Here is a 24,150-nt window from a genome sequence, read left to right on the forward strand (position 1 = left end):
AAAACACGCTCTTCGCCAAATCCACGCCGATGGTTATAGTGCTCATGGAGACTTCCTCTTCGTAGTGACGGTTGTGTCGCAACACCATCATGGCCCTCGAGGCCGAAAGGGAGGGGAAGTCTCTTTTTACTCGTTCAAGGCGGACGGCTGCGCCGCCGCTCAATTCCAGCGTTAGGCTTGCAAGAGAACATCGCGTATCGTGATGTCGTTTTAACAACAGGAGACATGCCATGGTCAAAGTAGCCTTGTTTGTTCGCCTTGAAGCGAAACCCGGAAAAGAGAAAGAGGTTGAGAGCTTCCTTGTGAGTGGCCTTCCCATCGTCAATGAGGAGCCTGCCACCACTGCGTGGTTTGGCATTCGTCTTGGACCAAGCACTTTCGGAATCTTTGATGCTTTCCCGGATGAAGCGGGTCGGCAGGCCCATCTCTCCGGCAAGGTCGCAGCCGCGTTGATGGCAAAGGCAGGTGAGTTGTTCTCCGAGCCCCCGTCCATCGAAAACGTTGATGTACTTGCGGCAAAGCTACCTGGCTAGCAAGCCTAACAATTCATTCAAGCCGACGCCGCTTCGCGGCGCGGCTTAATTCAGGCGTTAGGCTTTTGATCGGAGGATCGCTCCATGGACAATGAACAGCCAGATGCCGACCGTATGGCCAAATTTGCACAAGTCGGGCAAAAGCAAGCTCGCCAGCTGGCATTTGCGCCTTACTCGGCGAACGCCCGCCATGGCGCTTGGTTCACTATCTGCGGTTTGGCGTTAGGTGCAGCAATTGCTCTACTCGCAGGTCTCGGCATGTTTATTGGCGCTGCATGCGGTGCAATGGTTGGCTCATATACGAGCTGGCTTTTCTTGTGGCTTCGCAAAAAGTCGCACGCCGCCTAACCACTCATTCGAGGCGGACGGCTTCGCCGCCGCTCAATTCCAGCGTTAGGCCTCAATGACCACCGTCATCATTGCCAGTCTCACATTAGCGTTCGCCGTCTACTTCTGCATCGCAGCGTTTATGGCTCACCGATCGTGGAAGGGGTTTTGGCTCAACTTCAGCATTGGCCTGCTTGTGCTATTAGGGCTGGCCGCGTCTCACACCGACCACGACACGCCAGCGGATGGTTTGATAGAGGTGCTCATTGCTGCTCTATTCGCAGCCTTCTTTGTTCTTACTGGCTTGGCTTGCCTTTGTTCTTGGGTGGTTCTCCGGGGGTCTCGCTACTGGCGCAAGGCCTAACATCTCGTTCAAGGCGGACGGCTTCGCCGCCGCTTAACTCCAGCGTTATAAGTCAAAGCCATGAAGAAGGTTGAGACAATTCCATGCCCGGCCTGCGGCGTAAGCATAAGAACAACTAGGCTTGATGGTCACCTACGGCGTGTTCACAACCCAGACGCCGAAACGCGTAGACGTGAACGGGAACAAGAGCAAGAGGAAAAACGGGTTGCGGCTGCGAAAGCCAAGGATGAACTCATTGTGTGCGAAGTGTGCAACGAGCAAGTAAGGCGCAGGGACATGAATTCGCATAAGGCCACGAAGCACAAGATTTTCGCCAAGCTCAAAGTGGGTAGCACCGAATGTTTGCGTGGCCGAGTGACCCGAAGTTGCATGAGTTGCGGCAAACCAACAGCTCGCCCATGGATTTACGGGCTATCAAGCAAACAACCCGTGTATCTTTGTTCAAAGTGCAAGCCGGTTGTCCTAAACCGCAGTTTCAGTCGAAACGCAAGGCTAAACAGCAGAATGATTTCTAGTGGTTTCGAGACAAGCCGGCGAAAACATTGACTTATAACAGTTCGCTGCAACCGACCGCCATCCCGCTACGCGGGCTGTCGGCGGCTGAGCTCAAGCGTTAGGCGTTAAAAGCATGCGTGTTTGGCTAATCGTGCGGTGGGCACTCATTGTTGCGTCAGCGGTTGGCACATTCTTCGTGCCCCTTGGTCCTCAGGCATCGCCACCCATGGGGTGGGGCGCGTTACTGGCCATCTTCGCTTTCTGCCCAATTGGTCTGCTGCTCGTTCTCGGGCTTCAAGTCATCAACCCACGCTCGGCAAAGGCGTGGTTTCGTCCTTCATGGCATCTCAACCCGTTCAACTTTCGGCAGCCTCTTCAATTCTTCCATCTGGGCGCTTACGTCTGCTTGGCACAGGCGCTTGTGGTTTTAGCTCGTCTAGCCGTCTCACCAGTTTCGTTCTATGTTGAGGCTCTGGTACCTCTGGTCATGGCTACCGGCATTCTCCTTGGCCTTCAACTAGTCACGTTGGTGTTCGGCGCAAAAATCGAGCATCGCGCCTAACATCTCGTTCAAGGCGGACGGCTTCGCCGCCGCTTAACTCCAGCGTTAGATTACACAGGGAGTCTTATCGTGCGTGTAGCTCTCTTCAAAGACAGCCAGGGCTCGTTCACTGAGGCGCTCGAAGACGCCGGCATTCCGTACGAGGAGTTGCGGCCGGTTCCCGGGCAGGTCATGGCTGCGGGGACATTAATCACCATTGCACTAACGACAGCTATTACTGGTCCGATCGCCACGGTACTCGTTGCTTGGCTCAGAGCTCGCGCAAGCCGCAAGGTGATGCTGACCCTTCGCGACAAAACAATCGTTCACCTTGAGGGTTACTCCGTAGAGCAGGTTCAGCAGGTACTTGAGCTTGTCGAGTACGCCACTGTCATAGACACGAAGCCGGCGGAGTAATCTAACAGTTCGTTCAAGGCGGACGGCTTTGCCGCCGCTTAACTCCAGCGTTAGGCCTTACAAGCGGGGGCAATATGGCTCTAATTCAATGTCCAGAATGCGGTCGAGAGATTTCCGACAAAGCTGCAGCCTGCCCCGGCTGTGGTGCGCCCACTCCGGCGACGGCCGGTGGGCTGCCGAGGGTCGAGCCGTCTCCCAGCCACATTACTTATGACGCACAGACCGACACCTTTGTTGGCACCATGACTACAGTGGTCAAACTCGCCATGCGGGCGATTCAGCACTTAGACTGGAAGTTGGACAGCGCTAACGAAAACCTGGGTTTGGTTACGTTCCAGACCGGAATAAGTTTCGGCTCGTGGAGCGGTATCTCAGGCTCCCTCAACATCGAGGAGATCGAGGATGGCCATTTCAAAGTCTCGGGCACGGGTAAGCAAAACCTTCGTGGCGGTCAACTAATCGCATTGAATATTGCCGGTGAGGCACAGGGCAAAGCACACAAAGCAATAGAAGTGATGAAACAGCTTATAAGCGTCATTCCGGATAATGAGGCGCGATACGCATCAGAAGAAAGAGCGAAGCATGAGCGTCATTTGCAAGCGCGCGACTTATGTTATGAGCTTAAACAAAAGCCTATAGACCTGCGATCGTACATGTTGTTAGCAGAGCAAGCTGGCGGCTATATTGAAGCGAGAGGCCTTTTTACTGAAAATTACGTTTATATAAAGAATGGCAAGCTTACGAAGCTAGGTAAGCTTGAACAATTAAGGCCTTGGTTCATTGAGAACATCCTTCCCGTGATTGAGAATGGTGTCTAACAGTTCGTTCGAGGTGGACGGCTCCGCCGCCTATCAAATCCAGCGTTAGGCCGCACTATGTCCGAAGGATACCAACTCGATCGGCACCCAATCCCTGACGGCTTTCAGATATTTGAAGAGCGCCTGGATGTTGCTGGACTGCAGTTTCGAAGAGAAGACGCTGAGGCATTTATTCTTCGAGGAGGCCAACGGCTAGAACTGGAGCTCGATCCGGGAAATGAGCATGATCCAAACGCTATCAAAGTGATTGGTTGCAACGGCACTTCATATAGTACTTGCAGGTACTTCATAGGTTTTGTTCCAAAGAACGTCGCACGGGCTGTCGTTAAAAAAGGTTTCTGGGGCTCGGTCCAACCTCGCCTGTTAAAGACTTACGTCAGCCCAAGCGGCTTCGTTGAGATCTTGTTCCAGTTGCTTGGTCCCAAAGGTCGTAAAAAAGAATACACCGGTAGCCGGCGTTCACGGGCCTAACATCTCATCCAAGCGGACGGGACAGTTCCTACGCTTTAGTGGATACCGTGCCGCACTGATGGGGAACGAAGCGATGCCGGGAAAGTTTTGGACTCATATCGCGATTCAGCGTTCCGCGCGTTCGAATGCCGAGACAAGATAGTCGATGAATACCCGCAGCCTCATCGGTATCCGTCGTCCTGATGGATAAACAAGGTGGATGGGAACGCGCTCCGGTTGTAACTCGGGAAGCAGCACCTGGACTACGCCGGAGCGGATTTCGTCTGCCACCAGCCAGTAGGGTGCCTGGGCGATGCCGAGGCCGCAAAGAACTGCCGCACGAATCTGTTCGGCGTCGCCGGTTATCAGTGAGCCGCGCGGAACGTAGGAAACCTTTTCCCGCTTGACCTTGAGCGACCAAGGGTAACGCTCGCGGTCTTTTGCAAAGGCAATGCATGCGTGCCTGTCCAGATCCGCAAGCCGGGTCGGCAGTCCTTTCGCGGCAAGGTAGCCCGGGCTCGCCACCAGTACGAAATCCATCTCGGACAACTTCCTTGCGGTGAGCGTGGAATCCACCAGCCGACCGTGGCGGATAGCCAGGTCGATGCCGTCTCCCACCAGGTCGACGTGCCGCTCCGATACCGACAGTTCGATCGCGACATCGGGATAGCGTCGAAAGAATCCGGGGAGTAACGGCGTGATGCATAGCCGGCCATGGGCCGGCGCGGTATTGATCCTGAGCATGCCTCGCGGCGACTGCTGACGCTCGCCCACGGAAGATTCGAGCGCGTCGAAGCCATCCACGAGCTGCTTGGCCGTCGCGTAGAACGTTTGCCCCGCTTCGGTGATGGTGATTTGGCGCGAGGTGCGCAAGACGAGCTGGGCGCCGAGGTACCGCTCCAGCGCCAGGATTTGCTTGCTTACGGCCGGTTGTCCGATGCCTTCCTCGCGTCCCACGGCGGAAAAGCTGCCGCATTCGACGAGGCGCACGAACAGGCGAATCGCATTCAGGCGATCCATGGCCACCACCTCATTCATTCCGAATTGGCATGGATGGTATGCCCACGAGCGGTGTTCCGGCAATGGATGGCATTGCTTATGGTGCGGGCTGTGCCATCACCGATATCCAGAACGAAGGAACCTGCTGATGAAAGCGATTTGCGTGACACCAGAGCGGGAGTTGGAGGTTTGCGCCATCCCGACCCCGAGCGAGCCGGCAGCAGGCCATGTCCTCGTCGACATGGATGCCTCGGCGATCAACCATGGCGACAAGGCGTTCCTGAAAATGCCGGGGACGGCCGGCAACGCGCTCGCCGCCAGCCAGCACGACGTATGGGGTGCATCGGGATCGGGACGGGTGTTGGCCGTGGGGGCAGGCGTCCCCGCGGACTATGCCGGCAAGCAGGTGGCCATCTATCGTTCACTCGGCAGAAGCCCGGAGACGATCGGGCTGTGGTGCGAAAGGGTGCAGGTGCCCTGGACGAGTTGCCTGATCCTGCCGGATCACGTGCGCGCCGCGGACTACAGCGGGTCATTGGTCAACGTCATGACGGCATACGCCTTTCTCGAAGAAATCGCCGAGGCGGGACACCAGGGGGTCATAGTCACGGCCGGAAATTCGGCCACGGGCCACGCCATGGTTTCACTCGCGCGCCGCAGGAAGCTGCCCGCGATTTTCCTGGTGCGCAGCGAGGCGGCGCGGGAGACGCTCCGTGGCTTGGGTGCGGAGCATGTCATCGTGACCCACGAAGGCTTCACCGATACGCTCGCCGCGTTGTCCGCCGAACTGGGTGCGACGGCGGTCTTCGATGGCGTCGGCGGCGATTTGCCGGGGCGGCTGGCTCCCAGTTTACCGATGAATTCAACGATTTATCTGTACGGTTTCCTGGGTGGTGCCACGCCGTTCGCCATCCCGTCCGTGGTTTTCATGATGAAGAACCTGACGGTACGCCGGTTCAGCAATTTCGAGAGCAGGACCGTGAAGGAGCCGGAAAAACTCGCTTCGGCGCTGAGAGCGTTGGAGGGGGTGATTGATGATCCGGTGTTCACTACCCGGATCGGGAAGACGTTTCGCTACGACCAGATCGAAATGGCCATGGCCTACGAGGCGCTGGCGGGTGCCAAAGCCGTGCTGGTTGCATAGTTGTTCCGATTCCCGGCACGTCAAACAGAGAATTACTCCTCGTCCGCCGGCAACGCTGGCACGGCGCCTTGGTCGACGGCGAGCTGGCTGGCGAGCAGGGCGACCTGGGTGCGGTTGTTCACGCCGAGCTTGCGCATGATTGCGGTCATGTGCGCTTTCACGGTGGCTTCGGAAACGCCGAGGTCCCAGGCGATCTGCTTGTTGAGCAGGCCTTCGGCGATCATGGTGAGCACGCGGAATTGCTGCGGCGTCAGTGCGGCGATGCGCGCGGCGGCGTCGGCTTCGTCCGGTTGCAGCGGGGCGTGGCCGCCAAGCAGTTGCGGCGGCAGCCAGGTGTCGCCGTCGAGCACGCGGCGGATGGCTTCGGCGATGGTGCTGCCGTCGGTGGATTTGGGAATGTAGGCGGCCGCGCCGTGGGCCAGCGCGCGGCGGGCCACGGTGGCTTCCTCGTGGCCGGATACCACGATGATCGGCAGCCCCGGGTACTGGCCGCGGATGTGCGCCAGCGCGGAATAGCCACGGGCACCGGGCATGTGCAGATCCAGCAACAGCAGATCGGCGTCGGGATACTGTTCGATCAGCCCCATCAGGTTGTGCACGTCGTCGGCGCAGTGCACCCGCGCCTGCGGCAGCGCGCCGAGCACGGCGCGTTGCAGGGCATCGCGGAACAGCGGGTGATCGTCGGCAATCAGTACGTCGGACATGGTTTTCGCCAAAACTGCAGGAGCGCACCCTGTGCGCGATGCTCTTTTCTGCATCATTGGGCACAAGCATCGCGCACAGGGTGCGCTCCTACACGGTTACCTTATTTGATGAGTCGCTCGTCCACCAGGTTCTTCACTACGCTGGGGTCGGCCAGGGTGGTGATGTCGCCGAGCTGGTCGGGCTGGTTTTCGCCGATCTTGCGCAGGATGCGGCGCATGATCTTGCCCGAGCGCGTCTTCGGCAGGCCGGGAGCCCACTGGATGTAATCCGGCGTGGCGATCGGGCCGATTTCCTTGCGTACCCAGGCGATCAGTTCCTTGCGCAGTTCCTCGCTGCCGGTTTCGCCGGCGACCAGGGTGACATAGGCGTAGATGCCCTGGCCCTTGATCTCGTGCGGGCAGCCGACCACGGCGGCCTCGGCCACTTTCGGATGCGCCACCAGCGCGCTTTCCACTTCGGCGGTGCCGAGGCGATGGCCGGAGACGTTGATCACGTCGTCGACGCGGCCGGTGATCCAGTAGTAGCCGTCTTCGTCGCGACGCGCGCCGTCGCCCGAGAAGTAGTTGCCGGGGTAGGCGCTGAAGTAGGTATCGATGAAACGCTGGTGGTCACCGTAGATGGTGCGCACCTGGCCGGGCCAGGAATCGGTGATCAAGAGATTGCCCTCGCAGGCGCCCTGCTGCACTTCGCCGTTGGTATCGACGATGGCCGGCTTGATGCCGAAGAACGGCAGCGTGGCCGAGCCGGGTTTGGTAGCGATGGCGCCGGGCAGCGGCGAGATCATGATGCCGCCGGTTTCGGTCTGCCACCAGGTGTCGACGATCGGGCAACGGCCTTCGCCGACCACGCGGTGGTACCACTCCCACGCTTCCGGGTTGATCGGTTCGCCGACCGAGCCGAGCAGGCGCAGGCTGGCGCGCGAGGTCTTCTTCACCGGTTCCTCGCCTTCGCGCATCAGTGCGCGGATCGCGGTGGGCGCGGTGTAGAACAGGGTGACCTTGTGCTTGTCGACCACCTGCCAGAAGCGGCTGAAGTCGGGGTAGTTCGGCACGCCTTCGAACATCACCGTGGTGGCGCCGTTGGCCAGCGGGCCGTAGACCACGTAGCTGTGGCCGGTGACCCAGCCGACGTCGGCGGTGCACCAGTAGACGTCGTCCTCGCGCAGGTCGAATACCTGTTCGTGGGTGTAGCTGGTGAACACCAGGTAGCCGCCGGTGCTGTGCTGCACGCCCTTGGGCTTGCCGGTGGAACCGGAGGTGTACAGCACGAACAGCGGGTGCTCGGCCTCGACCGGGGTGGGCGGGCAATCCGCGCTCTGGCCTTCCATCAGGGTGTGGTACCAGCGGTCGCGCGGCGACTGCATCTCGATGGTGCCGCCGGTATGGCGCACCACCACCACGGTTTCCACGCTGTTGGTGCCCGGGCGCTTCAGCGCCTCGTCCACGTTGACCTTGAGCGCGATGCGCTTGCCGGCGCGCAGGCCTTCGTCGGCGGTGATCACCACCTTGGCCTGCGAATCGACGATGCGACCGGCCAGCGAATCCGGCGAGAAGCCGCCGAACACCACCGAGTGGATCGCGCCCAGCCGCGCGCAGGCCAGCATGGCCACCGCGGCCTCGGGGATCATCGGCATGTAGATGGCGATGCGATCGCCCTTGACCACGCCCAGGTGCTTCAGCGTGTTGGCGAACTTGCACACTTCCTCGTGCAGTTCGCGATAGGTGATGTTGCGCGAGTTCTTCGGGTCGTCGCCCTCGAACACGATGGCCACCTTGTCGCCGCGCTTTTCCAGCTGGCGGTCGAGGCAGTTGGCCGACACGTTCAGTTCGCCGTCTTCGTACCAGCGGATGTGCAGGTCGTTGCGGTCGAACGAGACGTTCTTGATCTTCGTCGGCGGCTTGATCCAGTCCAGTCGCTGGCTCACGCGGGCCCAGAACCCTTCCGGGTCTTTCACGGACTCGGCGTACAGCCGTTCGTAGTCGTCCTTGCGGGTCAGCGCCTTGGCGGCGAACTCGGGGGGAACCGGATGGATCGTGGACATGCTTGCCTCCTGCTGGCGGAATGATGGGCAGAGCGCAGCGGCAGCGCGAGGCGTCGCGCACGGCGCGGAGATACATGGTCGTCGATCGAGTGTAGCGGTTGGCCGATGGGGTGGGCACTGGTGGCTGTTCGACTTTGGTCGAGTCTCGACCAATGGCCAATAGGCGCGTGCAAGCCGGCGCGCCCATGCTCGGACCGCATTTGACCCGGGGAGACAACCAGCTCATGAATTCGCCCAGCCCACGCCGTCGCGTTCGCGCGCTCGCCTTCGGCATCGCCTGTGCCCTGAGCCTGCCGCTTGCCGCACAGGCGCAGACATCCGGTAGCACCAGCGGCAACGTCAGCGCGCGCGAACAACAACTCGAACAGCGCGTCGATCAGCTGGAACAGGAGCTGGCCCAGCTCAAGGGCATGATCCAGGCACAGAAGACGGCGCAACCGGCGCCCGCCGCCGCGCCGGCCGCCCAGGCACAGAACGTGGCGGCAGCGCCCGCTTCGGCCAAGCCGGTGTTCACCAGCGCGCCGGGCGTGTCGGTGGCGCTGCACGGGTTTATCAACGCCAGCGCCTTCAGCCAGAACAAGAGCTTCACCTACGGCAACGGCCAGAACGCCTTGTTCCCGGTGCCGGGTTCGCAAGGCTCGCTCAGCGGCGTGGACGTACGCAACACGCGCTTCTGGCTCGACTTCAGCGGCGCCAAGTTTGCCGGTGACTGGGTCGGCGGTGGCCGCATCGAGATGGACTTCTTCGGCGGCTTCAACGGTACCGGGGCCTACAGCCGGCAGCAGATCACCCCTCGTCTGCGCCAGGCCTACATGGACCTGACCAACCCGCTCACCGGCACCACCATCCGCATCGGCCAGCAGTGGGACCTGATGTTCCCGCTGAACTCGCCGACCTCGCTGGCGCATATCGCGTTCCCGCTGGGCTTTGCCAGCGGCTATGGCGGCTGGCGCTTCCCCGGCATCGTGTGGATGCAGGATCTCAACCATGGTTCCAGCGGACCGGCCTGGCGCCTGGACCTGGGCGCGTTTGACGGTTCGTGGAGCGGTCCGGGCAACAACGTCAATTACCTGTCCGCCGGCAACGCCGGGTTCCGTCCGCAGGTGGAAGCGCGGCTGAGCGTGAAGGACAAGAACTGGCTGGTCTATGGCGCCGGGCATTACAGCCGGATCGATCTGAGAGGCGTGGGTGGTGATGCGCCGACACCGATCAAGTCCGACCTGAAGAGCACCGGCTACGAGATTGGCGGCAGCTGGAAGCCCGGTCCGTGGGACTTCAAGGGCGTGGCCTATACCGGCCGTGCGCTGGGCGAGATCTTCGGCGCCATGTCGCAGTTCGGCGATATCCAGGAAAGCGGCGGCTTCGTGCAGGGTGGTTACCACTTCACGCCGAACTGGAGCCTGTACGCGTTCTACGCCTACGCCAGCCCGGACAACAACGACGTGATCCGCTGGCTCGGCCATGGTTCCACCGGTCTGCTGAAAAACCGCCAGGCCGCGTTGAGCCTGCAATACGCCGCCGGTGCCTACGAACTGGGCGTGGAGCTGCTGCACGACAAGCTCGACTCCACCAGCAACGGCATCGATCGCAAGACCACCACCGGCAACCAGGTCAGCCTGAACGCGCTGTACCACTTCTGAGCCTGACGGCGGCGCTTCGGCGCCGCTGTCCATTCCACTTGAAGCAGCGGGCCTGCCCGCGATGACACGAGCCGAGCGCGGCGCGTGGATGGCTCGCCGCGCGCGCTGGAGACGGCTTCCATACCGCCATCCGACCACCTGGGGACACCACGATGAGCGATGCAACCTCGCAAGTGAAGTTTTCCAATCCGGCGCCCCTGGGGCTGGCCGGGTTCGCACTGACCACCTGGCTGCTCAGCATGATCAATGCCGGCTGGTTCAGCGGTGAATCGATGGGCCTGGTGCTGGCCGTGGCGCTGGCCTACGGCGGCACCGCGCAGGCCATTGCCGGCATCATGGAACTGCCGCGCGGCAACACCTTCGGCGCTACCGCCTTCCTCAGTTACGGCGCCTTCTGGTGGTCGTTCGCGCTGTTCGTGCTGTTCCTGCACGGCAAGGTGCCGGAGGTTTTCGTCGGCTGGTACCTGTTCCTGTGGGGCGTGTTCACCTTCTACATGTGGCTGGCCTCGCTTCGTGCGGCGCGCGCGCTGCAGCTGATCTTCCTGGCGTTGTGGATCACCTTCTTCCTGCTCGCGGCGGGTGAATGGACGGGCATCGCCGGGGTGCACCAGGCCGGTGGTTACATGGGTCTGCTGACGGCGGTGCTGGCGTTCTATCTGTCGGCGGCGGAAGTCATCAACGAGTCGCACCAGCGTACGGTGTTGCCGGTAGGGGCACCGCGCTCGGCGTGACCGCTTCCCGGCCTCCCCCTGCGACCGAAGGAAGTCCCTTGGGGCAAGCAAGGGGAGGCGCAACACGGACGCCCTCCCCTGTTCCGCAGGGGAGGGTTGGGGTGGGGTAAAACACGTTGCTTCAAGGTGTCGCCCATCCTGAGACAAGCCCGTTGCACACTGGCGGAATGAACGGGTTTCCCCACGCACACAAGGGTCGCGGCGCGGCTTCCAATCCGGAGGGGCGCTTCGAGTCGATTCGGCATCATGCCGAGGATGACGGCTGGCAGAGCCTGCTGCTCGACGAGGACGCGCCGCGGCCACGTACCGAAGTGACCGACGAGCGCGCGAAGAGCGTCATCACCCGCAACGACTCGCCCGACATCGCCTTCGACCAGGCGCTGAATCCGTATCGCGGTTGCGAGCACGGCTGCATTTATTGTTTCGCGCGGCCATCGCACAGCTATCTCAATCTTTCGCCCGGGCTGGATTTCGAGACGAAGATCCGCGCCAAGGGCAACCTCGCCGAGGTGCTGCGTGCCGAACTGGCGAAGCCGGGCTACGTGCCGAAACCGATCAACATCGGCAGCAATACCGATCCGTACCAGCCGATCGAAAAACAGTGGCGGCTGACTCGCGCCGCGCTGGAAGTGCTGGCCGAGTGCAAGCACCCGTGCACCATCGTCACCAAGAATGCGCTGGTCGAACGCGATCTCGACATCCTCGCTCCGATGGCGCGCGACAAGCTGGTGCAGGTCTTCGTTTCGGTGAATTCGCTGGACAACCATCTCGCCGCGAAACTGGAACCGCGCGCCAGCGCACCGCACCGGCGCATCAAGGCGATTCGCACGTTGACCGACGCAGGTGTGCCGGTCGGCGTGCTGGTGGCGCCGATCATCCCCGCGCTCAACGACAAGGACATGGAAGCGGTGCTGGAACGCGCCGCCGACGCCGGTGCGCGCAGTGCCGGCTACACCACGCTGCGGCTTCCATGGGAATTGAAAGCACTATTCCGCGAATGGCTGGCGCTGCACGCGCCGCAGCGCGCGGAGCACGTGATGAGCCTGGTGCAGCAGATGAACGGTGGTCGCGACTACGACAGCGACTTCCGCACCCGCATGCACGGCCAGGGCGTCTTCGCCGATCTGCTGCGCAAACGCTTCGAGGTCGCCTGCCGCCGCCACGGTTTCGCCCGCGCCCGCGAGTCGCGGCTGGATACCTCGCACTTCGTACCGCCGCGCAAACCGTCGCCGCAGGGCGAGTTGTTCTGATGTGATGCCTCGTGCCCGGGACACTCAGCCTTGGAAATTGTTCTGACGCAGGTATTGCTCGGCGGCTTGGCCGATTTGCAATCTGATCGTGGTGAAGAATCCGGGCCAAGGACGTTGGAGGTAGCTCTTTGCGAGATTGGCCAAGCCTTGTTGAGCGTTGAACCCTTTGTCGCGCTGCTGCTTCTTGGCTCTCTCGATAGCGCGTACCACCACAAGGCGAGCGCGCATGAGTCGATTGCAGTTGAGGTTGAGCATGTCGATGGTGTGCTTGACCAAATCGAACGTGCTGGCGTGATGATTGTCCGGCGCCGGTGGTGCATTGCCACAGGCAACGTCATCTGGTTCGATCGAGCCGTCCGATGCGTTTACTTTGAAGAGGCACGGGAAGGCAAAAATCTGCTGCGGGTCGAGGATCCATCCGGCGCAGTCGGCGGTGAGCGCACCAGACTGGACTTGCCTGTCTTTGTAGGCATCACAGCTGAGGTTTTCAGGGAGCGGTTTCAGGAAGTATGTCGGATCGCTAAGCGCTGATTGGCTGCCGCCACTGCAGACGGCAAGCATGTTGCCCCAGTCCAACGCCCAGTTGTGTGCGGCATTCACATCCGACTTGGGATGAAAGTGCTCGATGCGACACTTCAACGGATCGTAGCCGCCGATGTCGATTTCGCAGTACGCGCAGAGACCACCTTGATCAGTGAGCACCCTGTCACGGCAATCGGTGTATGCCATCTGGCCGCCCCAGTGTGCGTCATTACGCATGGCTTCCCACGTGCCTGCCGGCACGGCGTTTCGATATGTGGCCAAAGATGCGGGCTCTTGTCCCTTGCGGACCCGCTTCACGCTTGTTGCTCCCACTCCTTGTTTTCGATCAGAAGGTCGGCTTCGAGCAGTGCGGGCTCTTCGCCTTGATAGCGCTGATCGAGCCTCTTTCGCAGACCCAGCGCTTCATCGGTCTTCCACTGGCCGTCATCTACCAGTTTCAAGTACCGGCGCAATTCTTTCGTAGCGAGGTTGTGCTCTGGCCGTGGATCAACGCCGAATACGCTTTCAAGAAGGCGTCCGGCCTCCGCGCCTTCCGTGCCTGCGGGAGCTGCCATCACGCCATCGCTGGTCAGGATGCGCAAGGACTCTGCCGGAACGGTCGTAGCCACTTGGGGGCTGTGTGTGGTGACAATGAACTGGATGCACGGAAACGCCTCGCGCAACGACCCCAACACAGTTTGTTGCCATGACGGATGGAGGTGCATGTCCACTTCGTCGATCAGTACGATGCCATTGGTCCGGCTTGTGGCATATGGGCCGAGATTGGGGTTGAGCTTGACCATGCGGAAGGCAATGTCAGCCACGAGCGTCAGCATGCTGCGGATGCCGTCGCTGAGCATGCCCACGGGAAGCTCGCCATGATCGGGGTGGCTGGCTACCAGTTCCTGCAGATCAAGACTGAAGTCGAGATGGCTCCAGCCCGAGGGTTTCAGGCAGCAGTCGGTTGCCTTGCGCACGGCTTCGATGGCGTCATCGGCACTGGATGGCAAAGCTTCGCGCAGGCCTTGCAACACCTTCTGCTGGTGCTCCAGCGCACTGATGCTCCAGTAGCGAAACCAGTCCGCCATCAAGCGGAAGTCCGAACCGGATTCCAGACAGTGCGTGTAGCCAACCATGCGCGAGGTCCGTGGAAGCTTCTTGTAGGGAAGTCGACGGAGATTCCACAGTCGATCCGTGGGGTAGTAGGCAACCAGTGGCAGGCAGGTGCCAGTGGCTTGTGTCTCGGCCTCCTGTCGCACCTGGTCTTGTAGCGCTTTGCCCCATGCTGTGAGCGCAAGAGCGTCCTTGCGCGTGGTGCGTGCCTTACGGCCGGCAAGTTGGCGACTCCAAGTCGCGGGCTGGAAATCCACCACACCATTGGCTGTCAGCACGACGCCCCCTTTGGCCCATTCCATGGTATTGCCGATCCCGGTGGGTAGCTTGCGGACGTCGTCTTGCGCAAAAGCGTGGTCTACACCTTCGTCAAATGCACTGACAAAAGGCCCCAACGCCGTGGCCACGGCATTCAAGACGGCCGTCTTGCCTTGGCCGTTATTGGCTACGAGTACTGTCAGCTGCGGGTGAAACGGCACGTTGAGTTTGGCAAAGCAGCGATAATTGGTAAGCCTGAGCGTGTCAATACGCAAGCTTGCGTTTGGTGGTGGTGTGGTGGACTGCATGGCGGTCTGCTTGCCTTGGCCGGCGAATGGACTTGTTGAATCCTAAGGCTTTCGGTTATTGATTGTTGAGCCTTTCGACAGGTTGATTTTAGAGGCATTGCACAAATGGTCAGAGTTTGGCATCCAAGATCATCGCTTCGGGCCAGCGTTCGTCGTGGTATTGGGTGCCTGGTAACGAGTGGTGAGGTGATCGAATCGAGTTACAAATCGATCCGCGCGCCGATCTCGATCAACCGGCGCGGCGGGATGCCGTAATACGTGGTCGCCGGGGTGGCGTTGCGGGCCATGTAGGCGAACAGCCGGGCGCGCCAGCGGGCCATGTGGTACGACTTGTCATCGTCGGCTTTCACCTCGTCGTGGCCTATGAACCACACCACCTTGTCCGCTTCCAGCGTGGGGTCGAGCTTGAGCTGGCGCAGGCGCGCAGGTACGTCGATGGATTCGGCGAAGCCGAAGCGCAGCGTCACCCGCCAGAAACCGTGCGCCAGTTCCTCCAGCTCGCTGCGTTCGTCGCCGCGGGTGCGCGGCTGGTCCAGGCCATCGACGGTGAGCACCACGTTGCGTTCGTGCAGCACATGGTTGTGCTCCACGTTGTGGCGCAGCGCCTGCGGCACCCATTGGCCGTCACCGGTAAGGAAGACCGCGGTGCCGGGTGCCTGCAGCGGCGGGTCGTCCTGCTGGTGGTCGATGAAATCTTCCAGCTTCTCGCCCTCGGCATGCAGCTGGCGCTCCATCAGATGACGACCGCGCCGCCATACCGTCATCACCACCATCATCACGATGGCCAGGGTGATCGGGAACCAGCCGCCGTTGGCGAGCTTCAGCGTATTGGCGCCGAAGAAGCTCGCATCGATGAACACGTAGACGATGCCGAAGGCCAGCAGGCGCGCCCAGCCCCATTGCCAGCGCATGCGCGCCACCACCAGCAGCAGCAAGGTGGTCAGCAGCATGGTGCCGCTCACCGCAATGCCGTAGGCACCGGCCAGTTTGTCCGAGCTGCGAAAGCCAAGTACCGCGATCATCACCGCCACGAACAGCAGGAAGTTCACCGTGGGCAGATAGATCTGACCTTCCATGTCGCCGGAGGTGTGTTCCACCCGCGAGCGCGGCAGATAGCCCAGCTGGATGCCCTGGCGCACCATCGAGAAGGTGCCGGAGATCACCGCCTGCGAGGCGATCACGGTGGCCGCGGTGGCCAGCACGATCATCGGATACAGCAACACGTGCGGCACCAGCGAAAAGAACGGGTGTTGCGCGCCGGACGAATCTTGCAGCAGCTCCGCGCCCTGTCCGGCGTAGTTCAGCAGCAGTGCCGGTAGCGCCAGGCCAAACCACGACAGCCGGATCGGGAAACTGCCGAAGTGGCCGATGTCGGCATACAACGCCTCGCCGCCGGTCATCACCAGCACCACCGCGCCGAGCGACGCGAAACCCTTGAAGCCGTTGTGCGCCATGTATTCCACGGCCCAGCGTGGATTGGCCGCGGCCACCACTTCCGGATGACGCAGCAGGCTGTACACGCCCAGCGCCGCCACACTCAGCAGCCATAGCGTCATCACCGGCCCGAACAGCGAGCCGACCAGGCTGCTGCCGCGTTTCTGCAGCGCGAACAACAACACGATGATGGTGGCGCCGATCGGCAGCACCCATTGGCCGAAGGCCGGCGAGGCCAGTTTCAGGCCCTCCACCGCCGAGAGTACCGAGATGGCCGGAGTGATCACGCTGTCGCCGAAGAACAGGGCCGCGCCGGCCAGCCCCAGCATCACCACCCACCAGCAGGCACGCGAATTTTTGCGTACCGCGTTCCGCGCCAGCGCGGTCAACGCCATCATGCCGCCTTCGCCGTGGTTGTCCGCGCGCATCACGAACACCACGTACTTGATGCTCACCACCAGCACCAGCGCCCAGAACACCAGCGACAGCAGGCCGAGGATATTGTCGTGTCGCGGCGCGATGCCGCCCTTGCTGAAAGCCTGCTGCATGGAATACAGCGGGCTGGTGGCAATGTCGCCGAACACCACGCCGATCGCGCCCAGCAGAAGTTTCGGCAGCGCCGGCTTTTCGTCGGAACCGCTGCCGTCGTCTTCTTTGGGCTTTTCCGCTTCCATCGATGGCGGCCTCGTGGCGAGTGGATGCATGCATCCGTGCGACGGCAAGCGCTGCACGCGAATGCAAAACATGTGGCGGCCGGCGTGACCGGCGTGTGATTGCGGCCGTCGATGCGTCCCGGCGGCGGGTTTGCGGCCGGTTCAAAACCCGTCCTTTGTATAGGCGCAACGGTAGGAGCCAGCTCGCGGGCGATGCTGTTGTTTTCCGTTCGGGGAGCGAGAGCCAAAGCATCGCCCGCCAGCGGGCTCCTTTGGAATGGTGGGGTTCTGGCGGGCTCCAGACAAAGCGCTTACGCGATTTCGCGCCAGCGGTAGTACTTGCGCTGCGCCATTGCCAGCATGGCTTCGTCTTCATGCGTATCGCCGTAGGCATAGCATTGCGCGAAAGCATCGAGGCGGTGGCGTTCGCGTATGCGACACGCCTTCTCCTCACCCACGCATTGCGCACCGTGGAAGCGCCCGGTAAGGCGGTTGCCCTCGGTTTCCAGTGTCGAGCAGATCAGTTCCAGACCATGTTGCCGGCACCATGGCGACAGATAAGCATCAAGGCCACCAGAGACGAGCACCACCCGATCACCTTGGCGCTGGTGCCAGGCAATGCGTTGCATGGCCTCGGGCCGTAGCACGCCAGGCAGGCACTCGCTGGCGAAACGCTCCCCTGCCTTGTGGACGTGCTCTGCGGGGATACCGCGAAAACCGAATGCGACCACCGCTGCGCGAATGCTTGAGCCGGAAACCATGCCGAGTTTGTAGCCTGCCAGCATTGGCGCAAACAGCGGTGCACCCAGTGCGCGTCGTCGTGAAGTGACCGCAAAGCGCATGAAGTCACCGAAGGTTTCGCGGGTGGTGATGGTGCCGTCGAAGTCGAACAGGGCCAGATTCACGGGGTGTCGTCATCCATGTCGAAGCGCCGGCGCAGCCGGCTCAGTGTCATCTGGTTGGCTTCGGCGATGCGACGGAAGTCGTCGCTGATCGCCTGATGATGCGCCACGCGTTGCCAGTAGTTTTCCGCCCACGCCGCGGCCTGTCGCCAGCTCGACAAGGTAGCCGGCAGCGGCGGTGGCGGTTCGAAGCTGCGCGGTACCACGGCGCCGTTGCTGGCGGGGCGATACAACATTGGCAGCATGTCGTAACTGGGCGCGAGTTGCAGCGGCAGCGCCTCGTCCAGATAAACGCCGAGGTTGCCGAAATGCATGTCGGTATTGCCGATCAGGCGGCCGAACCACCAGCGCAGTCGTACCTGTTCCAGTGCATCGGCGTGCAGCCAGCCATCCCGCGCCATGCGTGCGGCGGTGGCGGCCCAGTCGTCGCGTTCGCCGTCGTGCGCATCGCTCCATGCCGCCAGTGTCACGAAGCCGCGTCGCCCATGTTCGCCGATGCGGTCGAAGCGGGTGGATTCCAGGCAGGCGCGCCCCTGTGACCAGACCAGCTCGGTGTGCGCACAGGCATGGCCGTGCTCGGTCAACAATTCGGCGGCCAGGTGTTCGCCGATCAGCAGGTCGGCCCAGCGGCGCGCGGTGGGGCTGGTGTCCAGCGGTTCGCTGAACTTCACGATGACGTGGCGCAGGTTGCCGTCGGCATCGGTTACACAGGCGGTGAACTTGGGCTGTTCGCCCGCAGCCGAGGGGGCCATCCGCTCGCCGGCAAGCGCAGCCTGCGCCCATTTGGCGTAGCGCTGTTCGCGTGTCGCGACAGGGATCGCGGTGGGCGTGGCGCGCAGGGCGATGTCCAGCGCGGCTTCGCCCAGCACGAAATTGCCGGGGCCATCGTCGCCATGCAGCAACAGCGCGGCGAGCACGGCGTCCTCGTTCCAGCGCAGGATGTCCGCGGGCAGTCCCAGCTCGCGCGCCCAGTGCTGGGCGAACTGGCGGCCGAGAAAACCTTGCGGGCGCTGGTCGTCGAGGAACCAGGGCAGGCCGGGGAACAGGCCATCGGCGAATTCGCCTTGCAGCCAGTCAGTGGGCGTGGTGGTGGTGACCAGGCAGCGGTCGCCATGCAGGGCGGTCAACTGGCCGAATGCGTGGGGCTGGCCATGGGTGTCGATGCGATACAGCGGCCAGTGCGAGCCCAGTCCGCGCACGTCGCGCACGCTGGCGTAGCGACGGCGCCGCGCCTGGCCGATGGGGGTTACACGTGAGCCGGCCGTTGCCAGTGCCCGCGAAATGCTGGGCTGGCTGAGGCCCAATGTCTCGCTCAGCTCGCGTGCGCTGGCGACCCCGCGCAGGCGCAAGGCGTCGAGCAGGCGCTCGGTCGGGGTGAGTTCGTCAGCCATGAAATGAATAGATACATGAATAGATACTTCGCATCAAATAAAAGTATATTCAGTGAGTTATCGAATTCATCAGGCCGTTCTTGAATAGATTCTGGAATGGCTGACCGGCCTCCCGTCATCGGCGAGGCCGGCCATGCTTCTTACTTCGAGGCCGGCAGGTACTTGGCGAACCAGTCCAGCGAGCGCTGCAGCACGTCACGCACGTGCTTGGGGTTGGCGAAATGGTGACCTTCGTTCGGGTACACCACCAACTGCGTGGGCACGCCCAGGGTTTTCAGTGCGTGCCAGTATTCGAACGACTGCGGCGCGGGGCATTCCTCGTCGCGGTCGCCGACCACGATCAGGGTGGGCGTCTTCGCCTGCTTGACGAAGTTGATCGCCGAGCTCTTGGCATACACGGCCGGGTCGTCGTACAGCGAGGCGCCGAAGAACGGGATCATCCACTGATCGATGCGGTTTTCGCCGTAGTAGCTCTGCCAGTCGGACAGGCCGGCGCCGGCCACGGCCGCGCGGAAGCGCTGCGTCTGGGTGGGCGTGAACATGGTCATGAAGCCGCCGTAGCTCCAGCCGGTGAGGCCGAGGCGGTGGTCGTCGACCGGCACCATCTTCTCCACGGCATCGACGCCAGCGAGGATGTCGCGCAGGTCGCCGTAGCCGAAGTCGCGACGGTTGGCCTGCACGAAGGCTTCGCCCTGGCCGTAGCTGCCGCGCGGGTTGGGCATGAACTCGAAGTAGCCGGTGGCGGCGTACATCGCGCCGGTGCCGGGCCAGCTCGACAGCACGCCCCAGGCCGGGCCGCCGTGCACGCTGACGATCATCGGATAGGTCTTGTGCGGGTCGTAGTTGGCCGGGTACAGCAGCCAGCCCTGCACGTGGCGGCCTTCATTGGTCCACTCCACCGAGACGGCCTTGCCCCAGCTTGGCTTCAGTGCGGCGTTGAACGCGGTGACGGCTGGCGGCGGCGTATGGCCGAGCGGGCCGGCGTGCACTTCCGGCGCATGCTCGAACGAGCTCTGCGAGAAGGCGACCATGCGATGGTCGGCCGACAGCGACACGCCCAGCACGGCGCGACCGTTGCCGATCATCGCCGGCACGGTGAAGTACGGCGTCTGCGCCTTGGCGCGATCACCGGACACCGTATAGGCGGCCAATTGCACCTTGCCTTTGGCGTTCTGGCTGACCAGCAGCGACTGCGGGCCGGTCCAGCTGAACCACGACAGCGTGACGTCCACGCCCGGGGTGAGGTTGCTCAGCGCGCCGCCGTTGGCCGGCACGCTGTAGATGTCGCCGCCGGTGGCGCCCTGGTCGCTCATCAGGCCGCCGATGAAGGCCACGCGCGAGCCGTCCGGTGACCAGCGCGGCAAGGCCATCTGCAGGCCGTGCAGCGAGCCCTTCACCGTGGACGGATCGACCACCACGCGCGGCGTGGCACCGGGCTTGGCGTCCTGCACATAGAGCTTGTTGATCCACCAGTTGTTGTCGCCCGGCGGCGGTGCCGCGGTATAGGCGATGCGCGCGCCATCCGGCGACCAGTTGAATTCATACGCGTACAGCGAGGCCGGAGTCAGCTCGTGCAGCGTGCCGCTAGCCACGTCGAGGCTGGCCACGTGCTGCACTTCGATGCCTTCCTCGCCGATTACGCCCACTTGTTCCTTGCCTGCCGCGGTGGCGCTGGCATGGCGGGTGGCGCCGGGCACGAACAGGAAGCCCAGCGACTTGCCGTTGTTCGTCCACGCCATCGCACGGGCGTAGCCGGTCAGGCTCGCCACTTCGCGTGGTGCGGCCTTGCCGCCGACGTCGGCGAGATAGACGTCGTTATGCATCGGCTGGGTATTGGTCAGGTCGTGGCTGCAATCGGCGATGAAGGCGAGCTGGCGCGAGTCCGGCGACCAGGCGATGTCGCGCTTGCTGCATTCGGCAAGCTTGGCGCCCACATCCAGCACATGCGCGTTGCGACCGTTGGCATCGGCCAGTTCGATCACCGGCTTGTCCTTCACCGACATTGTCCAGGCCAGCTGACGACCGTCGGGCGAGATCGCCACGTCGCCGATGTGCTGCACCTGATCGAGCTGCTTCAGCAGGTGTTCGATGCGCGGATCGGTGGCCGGCGTTGGCGAGGTATCGGCAAACGCCGTGGGAACGAATGCGGCTGCCAACAGCGGCAACAGCAGGTGGACAGGCTTGAGCATGACGACCGTCTCGGTGCGTGGGGAAGCCGCCACCTAAACGCATGGCATGGCTTCCGTGCAAGTGCGGCAAGGCATGCCCGTTGGGGGCGGTGGCGGGAGAAGCACCCCACCCCGACCCTCCCCTGCGTCGCAGGGGAGGGAGAAAAGCCGGCGTCCCGCGGAGGAGATGCCAGCGACGTGGGCGGTTGACGCCTCCCCCTGCATGCAGGGGGAGGCCGGGAGGGGGTCAGCCCTTCGGTGTGGGCCCCTTTACCGCGGTGACAAACGCGTCGGTGCGGATGTGTTTCGCATAGGCCTGCTGCACGTCCTTGGCGGTGAGCTTCAGGTAGTGCTCGCCGGCGACGGTCATCGCGTCCAGCGGCTTGCCTTGCTGCGACAGCGTGAGCAACTGGTGGCCGATGGCACCGAAGCTGGATTCGCGCAGCGGCAGCTGGCGCAGCAGGATGCCCTTGGCGCGCTTCAGGTCGCTGGCGGAGACCGGCGTGGCCTGCATCTGCTTCAGGTCACGCAGCACCATGGCGCGGGCGGCGGCGACCTTGTCCGGATCGCAGCCATAGCTCACGTTGTAGGTACCACGGTGCTTGTCCAGGTCGAAATGGCTGCTGACGGTGTAGACCAGCCCGGCCTTGTCGCGCAGGTCGTGGTAGAAGCGCGAGGCGTAGAAGCCGCCACCCAGCACCTGGTTGCCCAGATTGAGTGCGAAGCGCGCGGGGTCATCGCGGGTGACGTTGACGGTCTGCGCCAGGGTCACGCTGTCCTGCACCGCGCTGCTGTCGGGCACATGCAACTGGCCGACCTTGTTCGGCGGCACCGCGGCGTAGTCCACGTCCGGCTTCGGGCCGCTGGCCTTCCAGCCGCCGAAGGCCTGTTCCACCGCCTGCTTCGCCTGTGCCGGGTCGACCTTGCCGACCACCACGATCGTGGTCATGTCGGGACGGAAGGCCTGTGCGTAGTACTGCTTCACCTTGTCCAGGCTCAGCCCCATCACGCTCTGCGGCGTGGGATGGCGCAGGTCCGGATCGTGGGCCGGGAACAGCGCCTTGGCCAGCCCCAGCTGCAGCAGGGTGCCGGGCGATTGCAGCTCGCCGGCCACGCCGGCGGCGGTCTGGTGCTGGACCACGGCGAAGGCTTGCGCGGGCAACGCCGGATGCAGCTCGCCAGCGGCCAGCAGCTTGATGCCCTCATCGAAGTGCGCCGAAGGCACCGCCAGCGAGAAGCTGGAACCGTTGCTGACATGCGCGCTGATCTGGTCCAGCGCCTGCTGGAACTGCAAGCGGTTCATGTCGGTGGTGCCGAACGGGAACAGGCCGTCGAGCACGTCGGCGACGCCTTCCTCGCCCTTGGGCGCCTGCAGGTCCTGGTTGGTGTTGATGTTGCCGAACACTTCCACCGTGTCGCTGACCGATTCCGGTTGCACGATCAGCTTCAAGCCGTTGGGCAAGGTGTAGCTCACCGGCTTCAGCGCGGAACGCGGCACCTCAAGCTTGGCGAAGGCGTTGGCGGCCCAGCCCGGCAGGGTCACCGGCTTGTCCGGGCTGGACGCGAAGCTTTCCGCGCCGCCGAAACCCTTGCCGGCCACCGGCTTGCCGGAGCTTTGCGGCGTGAGGATGGCGGTGATCGCATGGGCGGGATCGAAGGTGGCCTTGGCCAGCGCGTTCACCTGCGCCGGGGTCACCGCCTCGATCGCCTGCTTGATCTCGTCGGGCGATTCCGCGCCCTGCATCGCCAGCGCGCTCGACCAGGCGTTGGCCAGGCCGTCCACCGAATTCTTCTTGAACTCCAGTGCGGCGATGGCCTTGCGCTTGGCCGCCTCCACCAGTGCCGGGTCGACACCTTTGCTCGCCGCTTCGGCCAGGATCGACTGCATGCGCTTGAGGATAGGCTGCGGGTTGCCGCCGCGAGGGAAGATGCCGATGGCGTAGTCGACGCCGGCATGCGGCAGCGCCTGGCCCATGAAACCGCCGAACAGCGCGGTACCGTCAAAGCGCATGCCGGCCAGCGCGGCGCGCTGCGAACCCAGCGCCTGGCTCAGCACCAGCGAGGTGGCGTAATCCTTCGAGGTCAGGCCCGGTGTGCGATAGGCGATGGCCACCGTGCCGTACGGCGTGTCGGTGGGCAGGCTGACCGTCTTCGCCTGCACCGGCTTGAAGTCGAACGCGGGCTTGGCCGGAACCATGCGGCGCGCGATGCCGCCGAACTCGGCCTTCACCTTGGCCAGCGTGGCGCTCGGGTCGACGTCGCCGGCGATCACCAGGATCGCGTTGTTCGGCGCGTACCAGGTGTCGTGGAATTTTTTCAGCATCGCCGCGGTGGTCTTGTCGAACGACTCGCGCGTGCCCAGCGGGGTATGCGCGTACGGCGTGCCGGCGAACATCTGCGCCATCAGCTGGGAGCGGAACTTGAACGACGGCGAGGACAGGTCGCGCGAGACTTCCTGCTCGATCGCGCCGCGTTCCTTCGCCCATGCCGCCGGCGCCATGTCCACGCCGCGCATGCGCAGGCTTTGCACGTGCAGCGCCACGTCCAGATCCTGCGCGGGCGCCACGAAGTAATACTGCGTCACGCCCTGCGTGGTGTCGGCGTTGAACGCGCCGCCCATGTTCGCGGCCACCGCGGCAAGCTGGTCCTTGGAAAGCCCGGGGCTGCCGCGGAACATCATGTGTTCCACCGCGTGCGCCGTGCCGGGGAAACCGGCCGGCACTTCGTCCGAACCGGCCAGGTAATTCATCTCGGTGGTTACCACCGGCGCCAGCGTGTCGCGCACGATCACCACGCGCATGCCGTTGTCGAGAGTGGCGCGGGTGACGTTGGCGTCATGCGCGGCGGCCATCGCGCCAGTGGCTGCCAGGCCCAGTGAAATGGCCGCGCTCAGGCGTAGTACTCGTTGCTTCATCGTGCTGTCCTTGTGTGAATGGCGAAAACGGA

At 63.0% G+C, this 24,150-nt stretch carries 21 protein-coding genes; 10 read left to right on the plus strand and 11 right to left on the minus strand.

Translation table 11 applies throughout. The features are described 5' to 3' along the window. On the minus strand, positions 1-232 hold a 232-nt coding region (locus BMY90_RS17340; RefSeq protein ID WP_217638582.1), incomplete at its 3' end, for a hypothetical protein. On the opposite strand from BMY90_RS17340, the gene BMY90_RS14365 reads away from it, so the two are divergent. The 6 genes from BMY90_RS14365 (at position 231) to BMY90_RS17585 (ending at position 3,966) form a co-directional block, all read left to right on the plus strand. After that, positions 231-533, plus strand: coding sequence for a putative quinol monooxygenase (locus tag BMY90_RS14365; RefSeq protein ID WP_092704911.1), 303 nt, complete (start codon positions 231-233; stop codon positions 531-533). The genes BMY90_RS17340 and BMY90_RS14365 overlap by 2 nt on opposite strands. Positions 534-617: 84 nt before the next feature. Beyond that, the gene (locus tag BMY90_RS17075; protein ID WP_139201761.1) at positions 618-881 is read left to right on the plus strand and encodes a hypothetical protein; all 264 of its coding nucleotides are present in this window, start codon (positions 618-620) and stop codon (positions 879-881) included. Positions 882-1,945: 1,064 nt separating this feature from the next. Beyond that, complete coding sequence (locus tag BMY90_RS14375) at positions 1,946-2,281, plus strand: hypothetical protein (protein WP_092704915.1); 336 nt, start codon at positions 1,946-1,948, stop codon at positions 2,279-2,281. A 69-nt stretch (positions 2,282-2,350) separates the two neighbouring features. Beyond that, positions 2,351-2,677 carry an effector-associated constant component EACC1 gene (locus tag BMY90_RS14380; protein ID WP_092704916.1) on the plus strand — a complete coding sequence of 109 codons (327 nt, stop codon included), beginning with the start codon at positions 2,351-2,353 and terminating at the stop codon, positions 2,675-2,677. Positions 2,678-2,751: 74 nt separating this feature from the next. After that, complete coding sequence (locus BMY90_RS17345) at positions 2,752-3,495, plus strand: zinc ribbon domain-containing protein (protein WP_217638583.1); 744 nt, start codon at positions 2,752-2,754, stop codon at positions 3,493-3,495. 57 nt (positions 3,496-3,552) lie between these two features. Continuing rightward, entirely contained in the window at positions 3,553-3,966 is a 414-nt protein-coding gene (locus BMY90_RS17585; protein ID WP_139201762.1) for an HIRAN domain-containing protein, read from the plus strand. A 105-nt stretch (positions 3,967-4,071) separates the two neighbouring features. Here the strand turns inward: BMY90_RS17585 and BMY90_RS14390 are convergent, their stop codons facing one another. After that, positions 4,072-4,965 carry a LysR family transcriptional regulator gene (locus BMY90_RS14390; protein ID WP_175481585.1) on the minus strand — a complete coding sequence of 298 codons (894 nt, stop codon included), beginning with the start codon at positions 4,963-4,965 and terminating at the stop codon, positions 4,072-4,074. A 127-nt stretch (positions 4,966-5,092) separates the two neighbouring features. Between BMY90_RS14390 and BMY90_RS14395 the strand changes: the two genes are divergently transcribed. Next, the gene (locus BMY90_RS14395; protein ID WP_008215271.1) at positions 5,093-6,088 is read left to right on the plus strand and encodes a zinc-binding dehydrogenase; all 996 of its coding nucleotides are present in this window, start codon (positions 5,093-5,095) and stop codon (positions 6,086-6,088) included. Positions 6,089-6,120: 32 nt separating this feature from the next. Here BMY90_RS14395 and BMY90_RS14400 read toward each other — a convergent pair whose 3' ends face one another. Next, on the minus strand, positions 6,121-6,792 hold the full coding sequence (locus tag BMY90_RS14400) for a response regulator transcription factor (RefSeq protein ID WP_092704922.1): 672 nt from the start codon (positions 6,790-6,792) through the stop codon (positions 6,121-6,123). A 101-nt stretch (positions 6,793-6,893) separates the two neighbouring features. Next, positions 6,894-8,834, minus strand: coding sequence for an acetate--CoA ligase (acs, locus tag BMY90_RS14405; RefSeq protein WP_008215277.1), 1,941 nt, complete (start codon positions 8,832-8,834; stop codon positions 6,894-6,896). Between the two features lie 224 nt (positions 8,835-9,058). Between acs and BMY90_RS14410 the strand changes: the two genes are divergently transcribed. From BMY90_RS14410 to BMY90_RS14420, 3 genes are all read left to right on the plus strand, one after another. Further along, positions 9,059-10,474, plus strand: a complete 1,416-nt coding sequence (locus BMY90_RS14410) for a carbohydrate porin (RefSeq protein ID WP_008215279.1) — start codon at positions 9,059-9,061, stop codon at positions 10,472-10,474. A 152-nt stretch (positions 10,475-10,626) separates the two neighbouring features. Continuing rightward, positions 10,627-11,205 (plus strand): acetate uptake transporter, encoded by a 579-nt coding sequence (locus tag BMY90_RS14415; RefSeq protein ID WP_092704924.1) that lies wholly within the window; start codon positions 10,627-10,629, stop codon positions 11,203-11,205. Between the two features lie 167 nt (positions 11,206-11,372). Beyond that, entirely contained in the window at positions 11,373-12,455 is a 1,083-nt protein-coding gene (locus BMY90_RS14420; RefSeq protein WP_092704926.1) for a PA0069 family radical SAM protein, read from the plus strand. A gap of 24 nt (positions 12,456-12,479) precedes the next feature. On the opposite strand, the gene BMY90_RS14425 is transcribed toward BMY90_RS14420, so the two are convergent. The 7 genes from BMY90_RS14425 to BMY90_RS14455 form a co-directional block, all read right to left on the minus strand. After that, positions 12,480-13,184 (minus strand): retron system putative HNH endonuclease, encoded by a 705-nt coding sequence (locus BMY90_RS14425; RefSeq protein WP_037100224.1) that lies wholly within the window; start codon positions 13,182-13,184, stop codon positions 12,480-12,482. A 107-nt stretch (positions 13,185-13,291) separates the two neighbouring features. Beyond that, on the minus strand, positions 13,292-14,656 hold the full coding sequence (locus tag BMY90_RS14430; RefSeq protein WP_092704928.1) for an AAA family ATPase: 1,365 nt from the start codon (positions 14,654-14,656) through the stop codon (positions 13,292-13,294). Positions 14,657-14,856: 200 nt separating this feature from the next. Further along, positions 14,857-16,794, minus strand: coding sequence for a potassium transporter Kup (locus tag BMY90_RS14435; RefSeq protein ID WP_245735052.1), 1,938 nt, complete (start codon positions 16,792-16,794; stop codon positions 14,857-14,859). 260 nt (positions 16,795-17,054) lie between these two features. Next, positions 17,055-17,648, minus strand: a complete 594-nt coding sequence (locus BMY90_RS14440) for an HAD family hydrolase (RefSeq protein WP_092704932.1) — start codon at positions 17,646-17,648, stop codon at positions 17,055-17,057. Then, positions 17,645-19,036, minus strand: a complete 1,392-nt coding sequence (yjjJ, locus tag BMY90_RS14445; RefSeq protein ID WP_092704934.1) for a type II toxin-antitoxin system HipA family toxin YjjJ — start codon at positions 19,034-19,036, stop codon at positions 17,645-17,647. The genes BMY90_RS14440 and yjjJ overlap by 4 nt, the downstream gene beginning before the upstream one ends. Positions 19,037-19,176: 140 nt before the next feature. Further along, positions 19,177-21,225 (minus strand): S9 family peptidase, encoded by a 2,049-nt coding sequence (locus BMY90_RS14450; RefSeq protein ID WP_092704936.1) that lies wholly within the window; start codon positions 21,223-21,225, stop codon positions 19,177-19,179. Positions 21,226-21,451: 226 nt separating this feature from the next. Then, positions 21,452-24,118 (minus strand): M16 family metallopeptidase, encoded by a 2,667-nt coding sequence (locus BMY90_RS14455; protein ID WP_092704938.1) that lies wholly within the window; start codon positions 24,116-24,118, stop codon positions 21,452-21,454. Positions 24,119-24,150: the final 32 nt, after the last annotated feature.

It is taken from the genome of Rhodanobacter glycinis, assembly GCF_900114325.1.
GTDB lineage: Bacteria > Pseudomonadota > Gammaproteobacteria > Xanthomonadales > Rhodanobacteraceae > Rhodanobacter_A > Rhodanobacter_A glycinis.

Coding starts and splice junctions, on each gene's coding strand:
- BMY90_RS14365 (WP_092704911.1), top strand. CDS start 231: ATGGTCAAAGTAGCCTTGTTTGTTCGCCTTGAAGCGAAACCCGGAAAA.
- BMY90_RS17075 (WP_139201761.1), top strand. CDS start 618: ATGGACAATGAACAGCCAGATGCCGACCGTATGGCCAAATTTGCACAA.
- BMY90_RS14375 (WP_092704915.1), top strand. CDS start 1,946: ATGGGGTGGGGCGCGTTACTGGCCATCTTCGCTTTCTGCCCAATTGGT.
- BMY90_RS17345 (WP_217638583.1), top strand. CDS start 2,752: ATGGCTCTAATTCAATGTCCAGAATGCGGTCGAGAGATTTCCGACAAA.
- BMY90_RS17585 (WP_139201762.1), top strand. CDS start 3,553: ATGTCCGAAGGATACCAACTCGATCGGCACCCAATCCCTGACGGCTTT.
- BMY90_RS14390 (WP_175481585.1), bottom strand. CDS start 4,965: ATGGATCGCCTGAATGCGATTCGCCTGTTCGTGCGCCTCGTCGAATGC.
- BMY90_RS14395 (WP_008215271.1), top strand. CDS start 5,093: ATGAAAGCGATTTGCGTGACACCAGAGCGGGAGTTGGAGGTTTGCGCC.
- BMY90_RS14400 (WP_092704922.1), bottom strand. CDS start 6,792: ATGTCCGACGTACTGATTGCCGACGATCACCCGCTGTTCCGCGATGCC.
- acs (WP_008215277.1), bottom strand. CDS start 8,834: ATGTCCACGATCCATCCGGTTCCCCCCGAGTTCGCCGCCAAGGCGCTG.
- BMY90_RS14410 (WP_008215279.1), top strand. CDS start 9,059: ATGAATTCGCCCAGCCCACGCCGTCGCGTTCGCGCGCTCGCCTTCGGC.
- BMY90_RS14415 (WP_092704924.1), top strand. CDS start 10,627: ATGAGCGATGCAACCTCGCAAGTGAAGTTTTCCAATCCGGCGCCCCTG.
- BMY90_RS14420 (WP_092704926.1), top strand. CDS start 11,373: ATGAACGGGTTTCCCCACGCACACAAGGGTCGCGGCGCGGCTTCCAAT.
- BMY90_RS14425 (WP_037100224.1), bottom strand. CDS start 13,184: ATGGCATACACCGATTGCCGTGACAGGGTGCTCACTGATCAAGGTGGT.
- BMY90_RS14430 (WP_092704928.1), bottom strand. CDS start 14,656: ATGCAGTCCACCACACCACCACCAAACGCAAGCTTGCGTATTGACACG.
- BMY90_RS14435 (WP_245735052.1), bottom strand. CDS start 16,794: ATGCATCCACTCGCCACGAGGCCGCCATCGATGGAAGCGGAAAAGCCC.
- yjjJ (WP_092704934.1), bottom strand. CDS start 19,036: ATGGCTGACGAACTCACCCCGACCGAGCGCCTGCTCGACGCCTTGCGC.
- BMY90_RS14450 (WP_092704936.1), bottom strand. CDS start 21,225: ATGCTCAAGCCTGTCCACCTGCTGTTGCCGCTGTTGGCAGCCGCATTC.
- BMY90_RS14455 (WP_092704938.1), bottom strand. CDS start 24,118: ATGAAGCAACGAGTACTACGCCTGAGCGCGGCCATTTCACTGGGCCTG.